This window comes from Micromonospora ferruginea (genome assembly GCF_013694245.2).
Lineage (GTDB): Bacteria > Actinomycetota > Actinomycetes > Mycobacteriales > Micromonosporaceae > Micromonospora > Micromonospora robiginosa.
The window spans coordinates 4,087,760-4,102,335 of sequence record NZ_CP059322.2 but is presented as its reverse complement, the minus strand read 5'-3'; the positions used below and the strand labels follow the sequence as shown (position 1 = coordinate 4,102,335).

Genomic DNA, 14,576 nt, shown 5'->3' with positions numbered 1-14,576 from the left:
GGGCGGGCGGAACTGAACCGCACAGTTCGCCACTTGTGCGGTTCAGCGTACGGCTCGTGCGGCTCCTGTCCAGCACCCGGCCGCTCTCAATTCTGCTCCGGAAAGCGCTCCACCACGCATGGTCGCGCTCCCAGAGAGGTTCGAAGGTTACGGGACGGCCTCGCTGTTAACCGGCCGTTGACAGTGCTGGGGGCGGACCGTACGGTGGCCTCACTTATCCGGTTCAGTCAACGTCTCTCGATCTCGGGAGCGTTCCCATTCGGCGCGGAGGATGACATGAAACGGTCCTGGACGCACTGGGCGCGCACGGCCGCCGTCGGTGCTGTCAGCCTGGCCATGGTCGCCGCCTGTAGCGGCAGGAGCACCACCGACGACGCGGACGCGGCCGGCGGTCAGGTCACGTTGAAGATCAATTTCTGGGGCGACTTCGGTCTGCAGGACCTCAAGACCAAGTACGAGGCCGAGCACCCCAACGTCAAGATCCAGCTCAACTCGGGCGAGTACAACGCCCAGCACGAGGACCTGCAGAAGAAGCTCGTCGCCGGCAACGGCGCGCCGGACATCGCGGCGATCGACGAGGGCTTCATGGTCCAGTTCCGCAGCCAGTCCGACAAGTTCGTCAACCTGCTCGACAAGGGCGCCGGCTCCTACGAGAGCAAGTACCTGCCCTGGAAGTGGAAGCAGTCGCTGTCGGCCGACGGCAAGACGCAGATCGGCCTCGGCACCGACGTCGGTGGCCTGGCCATGTGCTACCGCACCGACCTGTTCAAGGCCGCCGGCCTGCCCACCGAGCGCGACCAGGTCTCCGCGCTCTGGCCCACCTGGGACAAGTTCCTGGAGGTCGGCCAGCAGTACACCGGCAAGACCAAGAAGAAGTTCCTCGACGCCGGCACCAACCTGTTCAACCCGATCCTCGGCCAGCAGCAGGTCGGCTTCTACAACGACCAGGAGCAGCTCCAGATGGAGCAGGGCCCCAAGGTCGCGTTCGACTACACCGTCAAGGCCGTCCAGTCCGGGCTCTCCGCCAACCTGGTCAGCTTCCAGGCCGACTGGGACAAGGGCTTCACCAGCGGCGCGTTCGCGGTGCTCGCCTGCCCGGCCTGGATGCTCGGCCACATCAAGGACACCGCGCCCGGCACCCAGGGCAAGTGGGACATCGCCGCGGTGCCCGGCGGCGGCGGCAACTGGGGCGGCTCGTTCCTGACCATCCCCAAGCAGGGCAAGAACGTCGACGAGGCGTACAAGCTGCTGGAGTGGCTGGTCGCGCCGGAGCAGCAGATCGAGATCTTCAAGAAGGTCGGCAACCTGCCGTCACAGCCGGCGCTCTACGCCGACCCGGCCATCGCCGACTTCAAGAACCCGTTCTTCAACAACGCCCCGGTCGGCCAGATCTTCCCGAAGATGGCGCAGGGCCTCACCCCGCAGTACCTGGGCAAGAAGAACGGCCCGACCCGGGTCGCGGTGGAGAACGTGATCCGGCGGGTCGAGAACAAGTCGCTGAAGCCGGACGCTGCCTGGAACGAGGCGGTCAAGGAGGCCGACAAGGCCGCCAAGTCCTGACGCACCACAGGTGCCGGAGCGGGACCCGACCCGCTCCGGCGCCGCCGTACCCGTCCACCCTCCTCGGCCCTGGAGAGAACCGATGTCCAGCACCCGTGCCGCGCCCGCGCCGCCGAGCCGCCGACCCGCGCCGGAGCGCGGCCGTCGGAGGGCCGACGACCGGAGGCTGACCTGGCGCAACCGGCTGTACCGCTTCGACATGCGCTACATGCCGTACCTCATGATCGCGCCGTTCTTCCTGCTCTTCCTCGTGTTCGGGCTCTTCCCGCTGCTGTTCAACGCGGTGGTCTCGCTGCGCAACTACCGGCTGGACGACCCGACGCTGCCCTACTGGGCGGGGTTCGAGAACTTCAGCCGGCTCGTCGCCGACGAGGACTTCTGGAACGCGCTCTACAACACATTCGGCATCTTCCTGCTCTCCACCGTGCCGCAACTGCTGCTCGCGCTGCTGGTCGCGTCGCTGCTCAACCGGCGGCTGCGGGCGCAGACCTGGTGGCGGGTCGGCGTGCTGCTGCCGTACGTGACGCCGATCGTCGCCTCCACGATGGTGTTCAGCGTCTTCTTCTCCCGCGACTTCGGCATGGCCAACTGGGTGCTCGGGCTGCTCGGCATCGGCGGCGCCGACGACCCGATCGACTGGCGGGCCGACAAGATGCACGCCTGGATCGCCATCGCCACCATGGTTAACTGGAAGTGGATCGGCTACAACGCGCTGCTCTACCTGGCCGCCATGCAGTCCATCCCGCGCGACGTCTACGAGGCCGCCGCGATCGACGGCGCCGGCCAGTGGAAGCAGCTCTGGCGGATCACCGTGCCGATGATCCAGCCGGTGGTCGTGTTCACCGTCATCCTCTCCACCATCGGCGGGTTGCAGCTCTTCACCGAGCCGATGCTCTTCGACCCGAACGCCCAGGCCGCCACCGGCGGGCCGAACGGCGAGTGGCAGACCATCGCCCAGCTCATCTACAAGGTCGGCTGGAAGGACCTCAACCTCGGCTACGCCGCCGCGATGTCCTGGGCGCTCTTCCTGATCATCCTGGTCGTCGCCGGGGTCAACTACCTGCTGACGAACCGACTCTCCGGAGGACGCAAATGACCGCCCTGGCATCGCCGCCGGCGCGGCGCAAGCGGCGCGACATGGCCCGGGCGCCGCAGGACACCCCGGCCGGGCTCTGGACCTACCTGCTGCTCGCGGTCAGCATGCTGTTCGCCGCGTTCCCGCTCTACTGGATGTTCGTCATCGCCACCAGCAACGACGAGGCGCTGGCGAAGCTGCCCCCGGCGATCATCCCCGGCGACCGGTTCCTCACCAACGTCGACGAGGTCTTCTCCCTCCAGGACGTCTACTTCGCCGCCTCGCTGGTCAACAGCGTCATCGTCTCGACGGTGGTGACCGCCTCGGTGCTGTTCTTCTGCTCGCTGGCCGGGTTCGCGTTCGCCAAGCTGCGCTTCAAGGGCAGCAACGCGCTGATGCTCTTCGTGGTGCTCACGCTGACCGTGCCCAACCAGCTCGGCATCGTCGCGCTCTACATCGTGATGGGCAAGCTCGGCTGGAACGGCACCCTGCTCGCGGTCATCGCGCCCGGCCTGGTCACCGCGTTCGGCGTGTTCTACATGCGGCAGTTCATCGTGAACACCGTCCCGGACGAGCTGATCGAGTCGGCCCGGGTCGACGGCGCCACGACCATGCGGGTGTACGCCACCATCGTGCTCCCCGCGATCCGCCCGGCCCTCGCGGTGCTCGGCCTGCTCACGTTCGTGGCCACCTGGAACGACTTCCAGTGGCCGCTGATCACGCTGAGCGGTACCGACTTCCCGACCTCCATGGTCGCGATCTCCGACCTGGCCAGCGGCAACTACGTGATCTACCGGCGGGTGCTGGCCGGCGCGTTCATCGCCACCATCCCCCTGCTGCTCATGCTGTTCATCGGTGGACGCCAGATCGTCCGCGGAATCATGGAAGGCGCGGTGAAGTCGTGAGCCGTTCCACGCTGCTGCACGAGGGTTGGACGCTGCGGGCCGAGTCGGGCCCGCAGGTGCCGCCGGAGATCGCCGGGACGGCGGTGCCGGCGACCGTCCCCGGGTGCGTGCACACCGACCTGCTCGCCGCCGGCCTCATCCCCGACCCCTACCTCGACGACAACGAGAACCGGCTGCACTGGATCGGTCGCACCGACTGGGTCTACGAGACCACGTTCGACCGGCGGCCGGGCGACGAGGCCGACCGGGTCGACCTGGTCTGCGCCGGCCTGGACACGGTCGCCACCGTCACGCTCAACGGCGTCGAGGTGGGCCGCACCGAGAACCAGCACCGCGGCTACCGCTTCGACGTCCGGTCGCTGCTGCGCTCCGGCGACAACACGCTCGCCGTCCGCTTCGACTCGCCGTACCGCTACGCCGAGGCGCACCGGGACCGGCTCGGCGACCGGCCCAACGCGTACCCGGAGCCGTTCAACTTCATCCGCAAGACCGCCTGCAACTTCGGCTGGGACTGGGGACCCACGGTGGTCACCGCCGGCATCTGGCAGCGGATCGGCCTGCACGCCTGGTCCACCGCCCGGCTCGCCGGCGTCCGGCCGCTGGTCACCGTGGCCGACGGCGCCGGCCGGGTGGAGCTGCACGTCGACGTGGAACGGGCCGGCGACGAGCCGCTGACCGTACGCGCCACCGTCGCCGGCGTCGCCGCCGACGTCACCGTGCCGGCGGGGGAGCGGGCCGCCGTACTCACCCTCACCGTGCCCGACCCGGCGCTGTGGTGGCCGGTCGGGTACGGCGACCAGCCGCTGCACGACCTCGACGTGACCCTGCACGCCGCCGACGGGCGGGAACTGGACGGCACGTCCCGCCGGATCGGGTTCCGCTCGGTCCGGCTGGACACCACGCCCGACGCCCACGGCACCCCGTTCACGCTGCACGTCAACGACGTGCCGATCTTCGTCAAGGGCGTCAACTGGATCCCCGACGACGCGTTTGCCAACCGGGTCACCCGGGCCCGCCTCGCCGAGCGGTTCGGCCAGGCGGTCGAGGCGAACATCAACCTGCTGCGGATCTGGGGCGGCGGCCGGTACGAGTCGGACGACTTCTACGAGCTGGCCGACGAGCTGGGACTGCTCGTGCAGCAGGACTTCCTGTTCGCCTGCGCGGCCTACCCGGAGGAGGAGCCGTTCCGCACCGAGGTCGAGGCGGAGGCGCGGGAACAGGTCGCCCGCCTCGCCGGCCACCCGTCGCTGGTGCTGTGGACCGGCAACAACGAGAACATCTGGGGCTGGCACGACTGGGACTGGCAGGAGCCGCTCGCCGGCCGCACCTGGGGACGCGGCTACTACCTGGACCTGCTGCCCGCGGTCGTCGGCGAACTCGACCCGACCGTCCCGTACTGGCCGGGCAGCCCGTGGTCCGGCCGCGAGGACATCCACCCCAACGACCCGGCGCACGGCACCATGCACATCTGGGACGTGTGGAACGACGACGACTACACCAAGTACCGCGAGTACGTGCCCCGGTTCGTCGCCGAGTTCGGCTACCAGGCGCCGCCCGCGTACGCGACGCTGCGCCGGTCCCTCTCCGACGAGCCGTTGGCCCACGACTCGCCGGGCATGGCCCACCACCAGAAGGCCGCCGACGGGGACCGCAAACTCCAGCGCGGGCTCGACGCTCACCTGCCGCCGCCCGCCGACTTCGACGACTGGCACTACTACACCCAGCTCAACCAGGCCCGCGCCATCCAGCTCGGCGTCGAGCACTTCCGCTCGCACCGGCCGGTCTGCACGGGCACCATCGTCTGGCAGCTCAACGACTGCTGGCCGGTCACCTCCTGGGCCGCCGTCGACGGCGACGGCCGGCGCAAACCCCTGTGGTACGCGCTGCGCCGCGCCTACGCCGACCGGCTGCTCACCGTGCAACCGCGCGACGGCGGGCTGGCGTTGGTCGCGGTCAACGAGACCGCCGAGGCGTGGACCGCGCCGGCCACGGTCACCCGGCTCACCCTCGCCGGGGAGCCGAGGGCGAAGACCTCGGTCGACCTCGACGTCCCGGCGTACTCCTCGGTGGTGCTGGCGCTGCCGGCGGAGCTGGCGCGGCCGGACGAGGCCCGTCGGGAGCTGCTGGTCGCGGAGGCCGGCGACACCGCGGAGCGGGCGCTGTGGTTCTTCGCCGAGGACCGCGACGTCGAGTGGCCGGCGGCGGAGTGGGACGCCACGGTCGAGCCAACGGACGGCGGCCAGCGGGTGCGGGTGACCGCCCGGACGGTGCTGCGGGACCTGACGCTGTTCCCCGACCGGCTGGACCCGTCCGCGCAGGTCGACGCGGCGTTGGTGACGTTGCTGCCGGGCGAGAGCACCGTCTTCACGGTGCACGCCCCGGCTGCGCTCGACGCCGCGGCGCTGACGCGCCGCCCCGTGCTCCGCTGCGTGAACATGTAAGGCGGGGCCCCCGCTTAACGCATTCTGCATAGGCGGGGGCCCTTGTTAACGCTCCGGTTCGGGTGGGGCGTGGCGGGTATCCGGTACGGCATGACTGATCCGGTGGAGATCTCCGAGGACCATGCCGGGGGCGCCGACCCCGAGCACGCGGCACCCGAGGACCCGTGTGCCGACCGGAACGCCCCGCAGGCGTGGCCCCGGGAGGCCGGTCTGCCCGAGGACGGCACGGACCCGGCCGACGACAAGCGGACCGTAGACCCGAACCGGCCCTGATCCGGACGCGCACCTCGCCCTCCTCCCACCGGCGTCATAGGGAGGAGGGCACTGGGTCACTCCTGTGGGAGGGCGTGAGTCCCATGGCTACCGGACGGCTCCGAAGGGGTGTCGAACTCCGGGCTGTCCTGGGAGGAAATTGCGGTCGAGACGAGGCTTGAGGCGACCGGTTGCACGGGCGTGACGTCTTCGGGCGTCCGCAGGCGCGGCGGCGCGGGCATCCACGGCTTCAGGTTCTGGATGATCTGTTCGTAGAAGTCGTCGATCGCGTGCAACACCGAGTCGATGAAAGCGCCCCGTCCGGTTCCCCGCTTGGTTCCCGCGGCCATGCTTCGAGCAATCCGGAACGCCCGCAGCTCGCGTGTGGGATCGACGATCAGCGTCGTCGGCTCGGCACGGACCTGCCGCAGAAGATCCGTTGCGCCGCCGCCGCGCGCGTGCATGGCGAAGGCCTCGATTCGAACGGTTTCCGGTGCGTCCTTCAATTGGCGAATCAGCCAGTTCACCCTTGTGGTCGGGCGGCCGGTACGAGGGGCATCGACGTCGACATGACAGGCGACCTGCCCGGCCCGTAGGTCAGCGGTGACGTGCAGGCTGCCGACCGCACCCGGAATTCTGATGCTGCCGGTCAAGGTTCCGGTCGTAACGAGTTGGCTGACCAGCGACTGGGTACGCGTGGACGGGTCGGCGAGGTCGCGGCGGCTCAACGCGGGAGTCACGTCGGTGCCCAGCCGCCGGCCGAGACGCAGGCAGGCGTAGCGGATCAACGCGTCGAAACGGCCGGCTACCTCAGCCGCGCCGCTGTCGCCGGCGCGCAACGTTCCGGCAGACACCCCGTCGCGTACCTGCACCCATGCCGATCCCATGTCGCTGAACTCCAGAGCGCCCGAGCGCGGGTGCTCGAGGTATCGGATCAACTCGCCCAGGATCCACGCCTGGTCCGGGTCGGCGACACCGCGGTACTCCTTCTGAATCACCGCCTGAGTGAGGATCTCCGTCCAGGGCAGGTGGTAGAGCGCAACCTTGCGTAGCTTTCGGCGATCGATAGCAGTCGGATGCTGGCCCGGGACGGGGGCGATCTCGTTGGAGATCGTGACGAGAGCGTCGAAGCCCTGCTCCCGGGCGATGTCCAGGTATGCCTCCAACTGCTCGGACTTCAGCGCGTTGCTGCCGGTCTTCACCTCGACCAGCGCGGTCCACTGCCGCTGACCCCGCGTGACGCGGACGAGGCCGTCCGGGAAGAGTTGCTGGTTGCCGAGCTTGAAGGGGACCTCGATGAAGGTCTGCACCGTCCCGGCCGGCGCGCCGAGCGACTGGGTGAGGACCCGCCCGAATTCCCGAACCGCGCTCATCACTGCCAGGAGGGCGGAGGTCGCCCGGCGTTCCTGCTCCTCCGCGCCGTTGATGCCGGACGTGGGGATGAGGCGGGCGGCGAGCCAGGTCTCCTCAGACATGCGGTGACTCCTCGTGAAGGCGGTGGTACGAGAAGTTACCTGCGGTTCGGGCCGGAAAGCGGCGTGACCATGGGCGCACACGCACGGAAAGAGTTGCCCGGTCGGATGTCGGGCGAATCGCCCGGCCCGATTCGACTGTCGGACGGGGAGGTCCGCGTCGTCGTTTCGGCCGTGACCGCCTCTTCTGTCCGGTAGCTGACTGCGGGTTGGTCGACTCAGAGCGGCCAGCCTGGACTACCTCAAGGGACTGTTCGCCTCGCCCGGGACACCGTGGCTGCGGAGAAGGCCGCCGCGCAGATCCCCCGCGAGGACCGGGGCAAGGCGGCGCTCACTGAGTTGTTCCAGTCGCTCAAGGGCAACGGAACGCCGATCATCGCCGAGAAGATCGTCGAGGAGGGCGTGCGAGCGGTGCGCTTCGAGGGCTGGCAGGGCACCCGCGACGGCGACCGCGTGGTCCAGCAGTCCCTGCGCAAGACGCTCTACATCAAGTTCAAGATCCGCGACAACGACGTGTACGAGCGCGCCCTCGGCTACATCCGCGAGTACTACTGAGCGACCGTGGCCCGGGTGCGCCTGGTCTGGACGGTGAAGGTGGTCCAGGCGGCGGGGGTGAAGGTGAGGACCGGCCCTTCAGGCGTGGCCCGATTTCCGGGCGGAAATTCCAGCATGACGAACGTTCCTGCCTCGACGCCCCGATGCAGGCCCGCAGAGAGCGGCAGAACCCTGATGCGGACGTTGGGTCGTTCGCCAACCGTCAGCAGGTGACGGAGCTGTTCAGCCATCGTCTCCCGGTCGCCGACCACGCGGAGCAGCGCAGCCTCGGAAACCACGACGTCCATCTTTGGTGCGGGCGGTAGCCGCCTGGTGAGGAGGGCCTGTCGTTGCAAGCGGACCTCTACGAGCCGTTCCCGCTCTTCCTCTGTCACCTCGCTGCGGTGCTGGTATACGGAAAAGGCGTAGGCGCGAGTCTGCAACAGGCTCGGACAAGCGCCTCGTCGTACCGTCGTATCCGGCTGGCTGATTGCTCCAGGCTCACGTACAGCTCGAACCAGTCCGGGATGGCGTCGCCGTAGGCGTGCCACCACCCCTTCGCTTCGTCTCGCTCACCAGCGCGGCCAGCGCGCCGGTCAGCTCCGCGTTCGCGTCGTAGAGCTGGCACATCGCCCGCACGTCCACGCCGCGCGCCGATCCGAGGACGCTCTCGATCCGCCACACCTTCTGCCGGCTGCACTCCAGCGCCTCACCGGGCGAGGGCTGATCACGCCGGCCCGGCTGCTCGACGGCGCCCCCCGCGCTGCGGCACGACGCAGGGGCCGCCGGTTCCGGCGCGGGTCGAGTCGGTCGGCCGGATCGAGCGACGCGTCCTCGCCGACCTGGCCGGCGGTGCCGAGCGGCCGGGCGCCCAGGCGGTGTGGCGCGACGGCGGCTGGTGGCACACCGGCCTGCGGGACGCCGTCGACGGACCACCCGGCCGGTCGGCGGTTCGGGGACGGCCGTCGCTGCGTCGGGTCGCCGAGCCACCTGACCCGTCCCGGCTCGGCGCACCGGCTCCCGGTCGGACCACGCGGCGGTGCTGGTCACCGTCACCGACCTGCGGCACCGGGTGGTGCACCTGACCTGGCGAGGCGGTACCCCGGAGGCCACCCGCACGGTGGCCACCACGCCGGACGGCCGGCCGGTGGTGCAGCTCCCCGAGCGCTACCGGCTCGGCGCGTGGGCGCGTGTCTTCGGCGTACGCCCGGAGGACCTGGCGGAGGCGGACGGCGGCCACATGATTGCCCGCGACCTGCGCGACGGATACGTCAGCCTGCCCTGGGTGGGGGCCGACCCGGTGGGGGAGTACGTGCGTCAGGTCGGGGTGGGTCGGCTCCTCGTCGCCGCCGCCCGCCCGGAGGTGCCGCCGCTGCCCGAGCCGGTCCGGCTCGTGCTCGGCCTGGACCTGGCGTTGCACGTCGGCGTGCTCGACCTGCGGCGGCGCGCCGGCTATCCGCTCCGGCCGGACGGCCGGTGGTGGTCGGTGGCGGTGCGGCCACGCGACGCCCCGGTGCACCCGGACGACCTGCCCACCCGGCCCAGCCTGGCGTCGGCGCTCGACGACTGCCTCACCCACCTGGCCGACGACGTGGCCGAACTGGTCCACACCGACCCGGACGAGCCGCTTCCGGTGCCCGGCTCACCGGCGTGCGAGCCGGGCACCGACCCGGTGCCGGCGCTGGTCCGGCTCGCCGCCCAGCACGCCGGTCGGGCGGTGACCCTGCGCGTCACCCGCGCCGGCCACACCGTCCACCGCCACGACGACGGCGGCGTACGCCTAATTGGGTAGGGCGGCGAGCCCGGCGAGCAGTTCCCAGCGCTCGGCCTCGGTGAGTGCCGCGTAAGCCGGTTCGTCGCGGCGGTCGGTGTCGGCCTCGATCGCGGCGCGCTCCGGCCCCTCCGGCAGTTCGCGGATCCCGTCGGCGGTCAGCCCGGCGGCCCGCCACGCGGCCCGGTGCGCGTCCGCGCGGTGGTGCCGCAGCGAGCCCAGCCGGGTGACCAGCAGCAGCGCGGGCGACGCGTCGTCCGGCTCGTATGGCGGGGACATGGCATGGAACGCCGGCCCCCCGCTGGCCTGCCCGTGCGCCAGCACCCGGCTGACCAGCTCCGCCAACCGGGGCACGATGGTCAGGCCGGGCAGCAATCCGGGCAGCATCGCCCACTTCTCCTCGGCGGCCTCGCCGGTGGCCCGCTGCGCGAAACTCGCCAACTCCCGGCCCAGTTCGGTCAGGTGCCAGGCGCCCGCGTCGTCCCGGACGACGACGCCCTGCTTCAGCTCCGCGTCCATGCTTCCGGACGTGTAGACCAGGCCGTCGGCGAGTGCGTCGGCCGGGATCGGGCGGGCCAGTACGCCGGAGAAGAAGCTGTTCTCCGCGCCGAGGTCGCAGCCGCGTTCGGCGTAGAACGCCTCCATCCGGGGCCGGGCCGCCCAGCGGGCGCCCACGTAGACCCGGTCGATCGCCGGTCGGACCACTCGTGCGTAACTCACCGTCGTCTCCACGTCGCCGGACCTTACCGGCGCAACGGCGCGTGGTGGGGACGGCGGGTCCGGCCGCCGCCGCAACGCATTGACCGCAGTCGAGGGGTGAATTAGTATCCAGCGCTGAATGGAAGCGCTTTCTCGCGATCCGGGCACTGTGACGTCCCGCGCGGCCCCTGGGCAGGGCGGCGCCGCCGGCAACCCTGTCGAACCCATCCACCCTGGAGAAGCGTGATGAAGTTGACGTTGCTCGCCGCCGGGTCCCTGCTCGCGGCCGCCGTCGTCGCGGTGTCGGCCGCCGCGCCGGCGACGGCCGCCCCCACCCGGTACGAGGCCGAGAACAGCTCGGCGAGATGCACCGGCACCATCGATGCCAACTGGTCCGGCTACTCCGGCACCGGTTTCTGCAACGGCACCAACGCCGTGGGGGCCTACGCCGAGTTCACCGTGCCGGTCACGACGGCGGGGACGGCCGCGCTGTCCTTCCGGTTCGCCAACGGCACGACGAGCTCACGTCCGGCCGACCTGATCGTCAACGGAACCACCCTGCAGAACGTCTCGTTCGAGGGCACCGGCGCGTTCGACACCTGGGTGACCAAGTCCCTGTCGGTGAACCTGAACTCCGGCAGCAACACCATCAGGCTCCAGCCGACCTCCTCCGGCGGCCTGCCCAACCTCGACTACCTCGATGTCGAGTCGGGTTCCTCGCCGCCGCCGCCGTCCGACGCGGTCTACGTCGCCACCAACGGCAACGACGGCAACCCCGGCACCCTGAGCGCTCCGCTGGCGAGCATCCAGCGGGCCGTCGACCTCGCCCAGCCCGGCTGGACCATCTTCCTGCGCAGCGGCACGTACGCGCCCGCCACGAACATCCAGCTCCTCAAGAACGGCACGTCGAGCAAGCCGATCACGATGCGCGGCTACGGCACCGAACGCGCCGTCATCGACGGGGAGAACATGCCCCACACGCCCGACCCGGTGGGCGGGAGCATTCCCCGCTCCGAGCGGGGCGCGATCCACATCGAGGGCGACTGGTGGCGGCTGATCGGCCTGGAGATCATCCACGGTCCGTACGCGGTGTACGGCCAGGACGTCAACAACGGCGTCTTCGAGCGCCTGGTGACCAGGGACAACTACGAGGCGGGCTTCCACGTGGTCGGGTCGTCGAGCAATAACCAGATCATCAACCTGGACTCGTACGGCAACCGTGACCCCCGTAAGAACGGGGAGAGCGCCGACGGCCTGGCCATCAAGGAGGGCTCCGGCAGCGGCAACGTGGTGCGCGGCGTCCGGCTCTGGAACAACTCCGACGACGGGCTCGACTTCTGGATGTTCTCCTCGCCCATCCTCCTCGAAAACAGTCTGGCCTGGGGCAACGGTTTCAACCGGTGGAATCTGCCGGACTTCACCGGGGACGGCAACGGCTTCAAGTTGGGCGGGAACGGCGTCTCCGCCGGCCACACCGTGCGCAACAGCATGGCCTGGGGCAACGCGGTCGGCGGCTTCGTCGACAACAACAACCCGGGAAGTCACCGGATCGAGCGCAGCACCGCGTGGAACAACCCGGGCGCCGGATTCAACGTCAGCCGGTCCGCCAGCACCCTGACCGGGAACCTCGCGGTGGCCAACGGCACCAACGTGTCGTTGGGCGCCCACTCCGGCGGCAGCGGCAACTCCTGGAACATCGGCGGCACCTGGTCGCTGGTCAGCACCAACCCGGGCACGCTGACCGGCCCGCGCAACGGGGACGGCTCGATCCCGTCCTCGGACTTCCTCCGCCCCTCCAACGGCGCCGCCGTGGGGGCCCGGTTCTAGCCGGGACGTCTGCGGTGTTAAGCGGGGCCCCCGCCTATGCAGAATGCGTTAAGCGGGGGCCCCGCCTTACTCCGGGACGCGGCGGTAGGCGCCGTCGCTGGCGGAGGTCGCCATCGAGGCGTACGCGCGCAGCGCCGCGGAGACCGGGCGCTGGCGGTCGGTGGGGGTGTAGGGGCGGTCGCGCTTCTCCTCGGCGACCCGGCGGGCGGTCAGCTCGTCGGCGGGCACGTTCAGCTCGATGGAGCGGCCCGGGATGTCGATGACGATCTCGTCGCCGTCGCGCACCAGGGCGATCAGCCCGCCGGAGGCCGCCTCGGGGGAGACGTGCCCGATGGAGAGGCCGGAGGTGCCGCCGGAGAACCGGCCGTCGGTGAGCAGCGCGCAGGCGCGGCCCAGCCCCCGGCCCTTGAGGAACGAGGTGGGGTAGAGCATCTCCTGCATGCCGGGGCCGCCCTTCGGGCCCTCGTAGCGGATCACCACGACGTCGCCGGCGACGATCTGCTTGGCGAGGATGGCGGTCACCGCGTCGTCCTGCGACTCGAAGACCTTGGCCGGGCCGCGGAACGTCAGGCACTCGTCGGGCACCCCGGCGGTCTTCACCACGCAGCCGTCCGGGGCCAGGTTGCCGTGCAGGATGGCCAGGCCGCCGTCGGCGCTGTAGGCGTGCTCGTGGTCGCGGATGCAGCCGCCGGCCGCGTCGGTGTCCAGCGTCGACCAGCGGTTGGTGGTGGAGAACGGCTCGGTGGTGCGCACCCCGCCGGGCGCGGCGTGGAACAGCTCGACCGCCTCTCGCGTGGCCGAGCCGCCCCGGACGTCCCAGTCGGCGAGCCACCGGTCCAGGCTGGGGGAGTGCACGGCGCGCACGTCGCGGTGGAGCAGGCCGGCGCGGTCCAGCTCGCCGAGGATGGCCGGGATGCCACCGGCCCGGTGCACGTCCTCCATGTGGTAGTTCGGCGAGTTCGGCGCGACCTTGGCCAGGCACGGCACCCGCCGGGAGACGGCGTCGATGTCGGCGACGTCGAAGTCCAGCTCGGCCTCGCGGGCGGCGGCGAGCAGGTGCAGGATCGTGTTGGTCGAGCCGCCCATGGCGACGTCGAGGGCGACCGCGTTCTCGAACGCGGCCCGGCCGGCGATGGCGCGGGGCAGCACCGAGGCGTCGTCCTCGTCGTACCAGCGCTTGGCGATCTCCACGGCGGTGCGGCCGGCTTCGACGAAGAGCGATCGGCGCGCGGCGTGGGTGGCGAGCGTCGACCCGTTGCCGGGCAGCGCCAGGCCGATCGCCTCGGTCAGGCAGTTCATCGAGTTGGCGGTGAACATGCCGGAGCAGGAGCCGCAGGTGGGGCAGGCGGAGCGTTCGATCTCGCCGAGCTGGTCGTCGGTGACCGCCTCGTTCGAGGAGGCGATCATGGCGTCGATCAGGTCGATCTTGGAGTGGACGACGCCCTCGATCGCCACCGTCTTGCCGGCCTCCATCGGGCCGCCGGAGACGAAGACGGTCGGGATGTTCAGCCGCAGCGCGGCGAGCAGCATGCCCGGGGTGATCTTGTCGCAGTTGGAGATGCAGACCAGGGCGTCCGCGCAGTGCGCGTTGACCATGTATTCCACCGCGTCGGCGATCAGCTCCCGGCTGGGCAGGGAGTAGAGCATGCCGCCGTGGCCCATGGCGATGCCGTCGTCCACGGCGATGGTGTTGAACTCCCGACCGACGCCGCCGGCCTCGGCCACCGCGTCGGCGACCAGGCCGCCGAGGTCCTTCAGGTGGACATGACCGGGTACGAACTGGGTGAAACTGTTCGCGATGGCGACGATCGGCTTGCCGAAGTCGTCGTCGGTCATCCCGGTGGCCCGCCAGAGGGCCCGGGCGCCGGCCATCGTCCGACCGTGGGTGGATGTCCTCGACCGCAGCTCAGGCATGCGTACCAGTCTGACACCGCCCGGCCGGCGGCCCCCGGCCGTACACCCTGTGTCCCAACAGTTGCACACCCGGTGCCCCACGGAGGTCCCGGATCCGGCAGAGTTGACGCGTGCAGTCGTCCCCGG

At 70.6% G+C, this 14,576-nt stretch carries 13 protein-coding genes; 8 read left to right on the top strand and 5 right to left on the bottom strand.

Features of this window, described 5'->3' with window-relative positions:
* Window positions 1-276: 276 nt before the first annotated feature.
* From H1D33_RS17755 to H1D33_RS17735, 5 genes are all read left to right on the top strand, one after another.
* Window positions 277-1,560 carry an ABC transporter substrate-binding protein gene (locus H1D33_RS17755; RefSeq protein WP_181572081.1) on the top strand — a complete coding sequence of 428 codons (1,284 nt, stop codon included), beginning with the start codon at window positions 277-279 and terminating at the stop codon, window positions 1,558-1,560.
* 82 nt (window positions 1,561-1,642) lie between these two features.
* The gene (locus H1D33_RS17750; protein WP_181572082.1) at window positions 1,643-2,656 is read left to right on the top strand and encodes a carbohydrate ABC transporter permease; all 1,014 of its coding nucleotides are present in this window, start codon (window positions 1,643-1,645) and stop codon (window positions 2,654-2,656) included.
* A 41-nt stretch (window positions 2,657-2,697) separates the two neighbouring features.
* Window positions 2,698-3,540 (top strand): carbohydrate ABC transporter permease, encoded by an 843-nt coding sequence (locus H1D33_RS17745; protein ID WP_220138775.1) that lies wholly within the window; start codon window positions 2,698-2,700, stop codon window positions 3,538-3,540.
* On the top strand, window positions 3,537-5,981 hold the full coding sequence (locus H1D33_RS17740) for a glycoside hydrolase family 2 protein (RefSeq protein WP_181572084.1): 2,445 nt from the start codon (window positions 3,537-3,539) through the stop codon (window positions 5,979-5,981). Before H1D33_RS17745 ends, H1D33_RS17740 begins: the two co-directional genes overlap by 4 nt.
* A 90-nt stretch (window positions 5,982-6,071) precedes the next feature.
* Window positions 6,072-6,254 (top strand): hypothetical protein, encoded by a 183-nt coding sequence (locus tag H1D33_RS17735; protein ID WP_181572085.1) that lies wholly within the window; start codon window positions 6,072-6,074, stop codon window positions 6,252-6,254.
* A gap of 56 nt (window positions 6,255-6,310) precedes the next feature.
* On the opposite strand, the gene H1D33_RS17730 is transcribed toward H1D33_RS17735, so the two are convergent.
* Window positions 6,311-7,708: a stress response protein gene (locus tag H1D33_RS17730; protein ID WP_181572086.1), complete on the bottom strand. Its 1,398-nt coding sequence runs from the start codon at window positions 7,706-7,708 to the stop codon at window positions 6,311-6,313.
* Window positions 7,709-7,978: 270 nt separating this feature from the next.
* Here H1D33_RS17730 and H1D33_RS17725 point away from each other — a divergent pair, with 270 nt between their 5' ends.
* Window positions 7,979-8,260 carry a hypothetical protein gene (locus H1D33_RS17725; protein WP_181572087.1) on the top strand — a complete coding sequence of 94 codons (282 nt, stop codon included), beginning with the start codon at window positions 7,979-7,981 and terminating at the stop codon, window positions 8,258-8,260.
* Here the strand turns inward: H1D33_RS17725 and H1D33_RS17720 are convergent.
* Both H1D33_RS17720 and H1D33_RS17715 read right to left on the bottom strand, forming a co-directional pair.
* On the bottom strand, window positions 8,254-8,790 hold the full coding sequence (locus H1D33_RS17720; RefSeq protein ID WP_246412042.1) for a DUF397 domain-containing protein: 537 nt from the start codon (window positions 8,788-8,790) through the stop codon (window positions 8,254-8,256). The genes H1D33_RS17725 and H1D33_RS17720 overlap by 7 nt on opposite strands.
* Window positions 8,741-8,923 carry a hypothetical protein gene (locus H1D33_RS17715; RefSeq protein ID WP_307755437.1) on the bottom strand — a complete coding sequence of 61 codons (183 nt, stop codon included), beginning with the start codon at window positions 8,921-8,923 and terminating at the stop codon, window positions 8,741-8,743. The genes H1D33_RS17720 and H1D33_RS17715 overlap by 50 nt, the downstream gene beginning before the upstream one ends.
* 355 nt (window positions 8,924-9,278) lie before the next feature.
* Between H1D33_RS17715 and H1D33_RS17710 the strand changes: the two genes are divergently transcribed.
* Window positions 9,279-10,031, top strand: coding sequence for a hypothetical protein (locus H1D33_RS17710; RefSeq protein ID WP_181572088.1), 753 nt, complete (start codon window positions 9,279-9,281; stop codon window positions 10,029-10,031).
* On the opposite strand, the gene H1D33_RS17705 is transcribed toward H1D33_RS17710, so the two are convergent.
* Complete coding sequence (locus H1D33_RS17705) at window positions 10,020-10,730, bottom strand: hypothetical protein (RefSeq protein ID WP_181572089.1); 711 nt, start codon at window positions 10,728-10,730, stop codon at window positions 10,020-10,022. The two genes, H1D33_RS17710 and H1D33_RS17705, sit on opposite strands and share 12 nt — an antisense overlap.
* A gap of 225 nt (window positions 10,731-10,955) precedes the next feature.
* On the opposite strand from H1D33_RS17705, the gene H1D33_RS17700 reads away from it, so the two are divergent.
* Entirely contained in the window at window positions 10,956-12,536 is a 1,581-nt protein-coding gene (locus H1D33_RS17700; protein ID WP_181572090.1) for a right-handed parallel beta-helix repeat-containing protein, read from the top strand.
* A gap of 66 nt (window positions 12,537-12,602) precedes the next feature.
* Here H1D33_RS17700 and ilvD read toward each other — a convergent pair whose 3' ends face one another.
* Window positions 12,603-14,450 carry a dihydroxy-acid dehydratase gene (ilvD, locus tag H1D33_RS17695; protein WP_181572091.1) on the bottom strand — a complete coding sequence of 616 codons (1,848 nt, stop codon included), beginning with the start codon at window positions 14,448-14,450 and terminating at the stop codon, window positions 12,603-12,605.
* Between the last annotated feature and the right edge of the window lie 126 nt (window positions 14,451-14,576).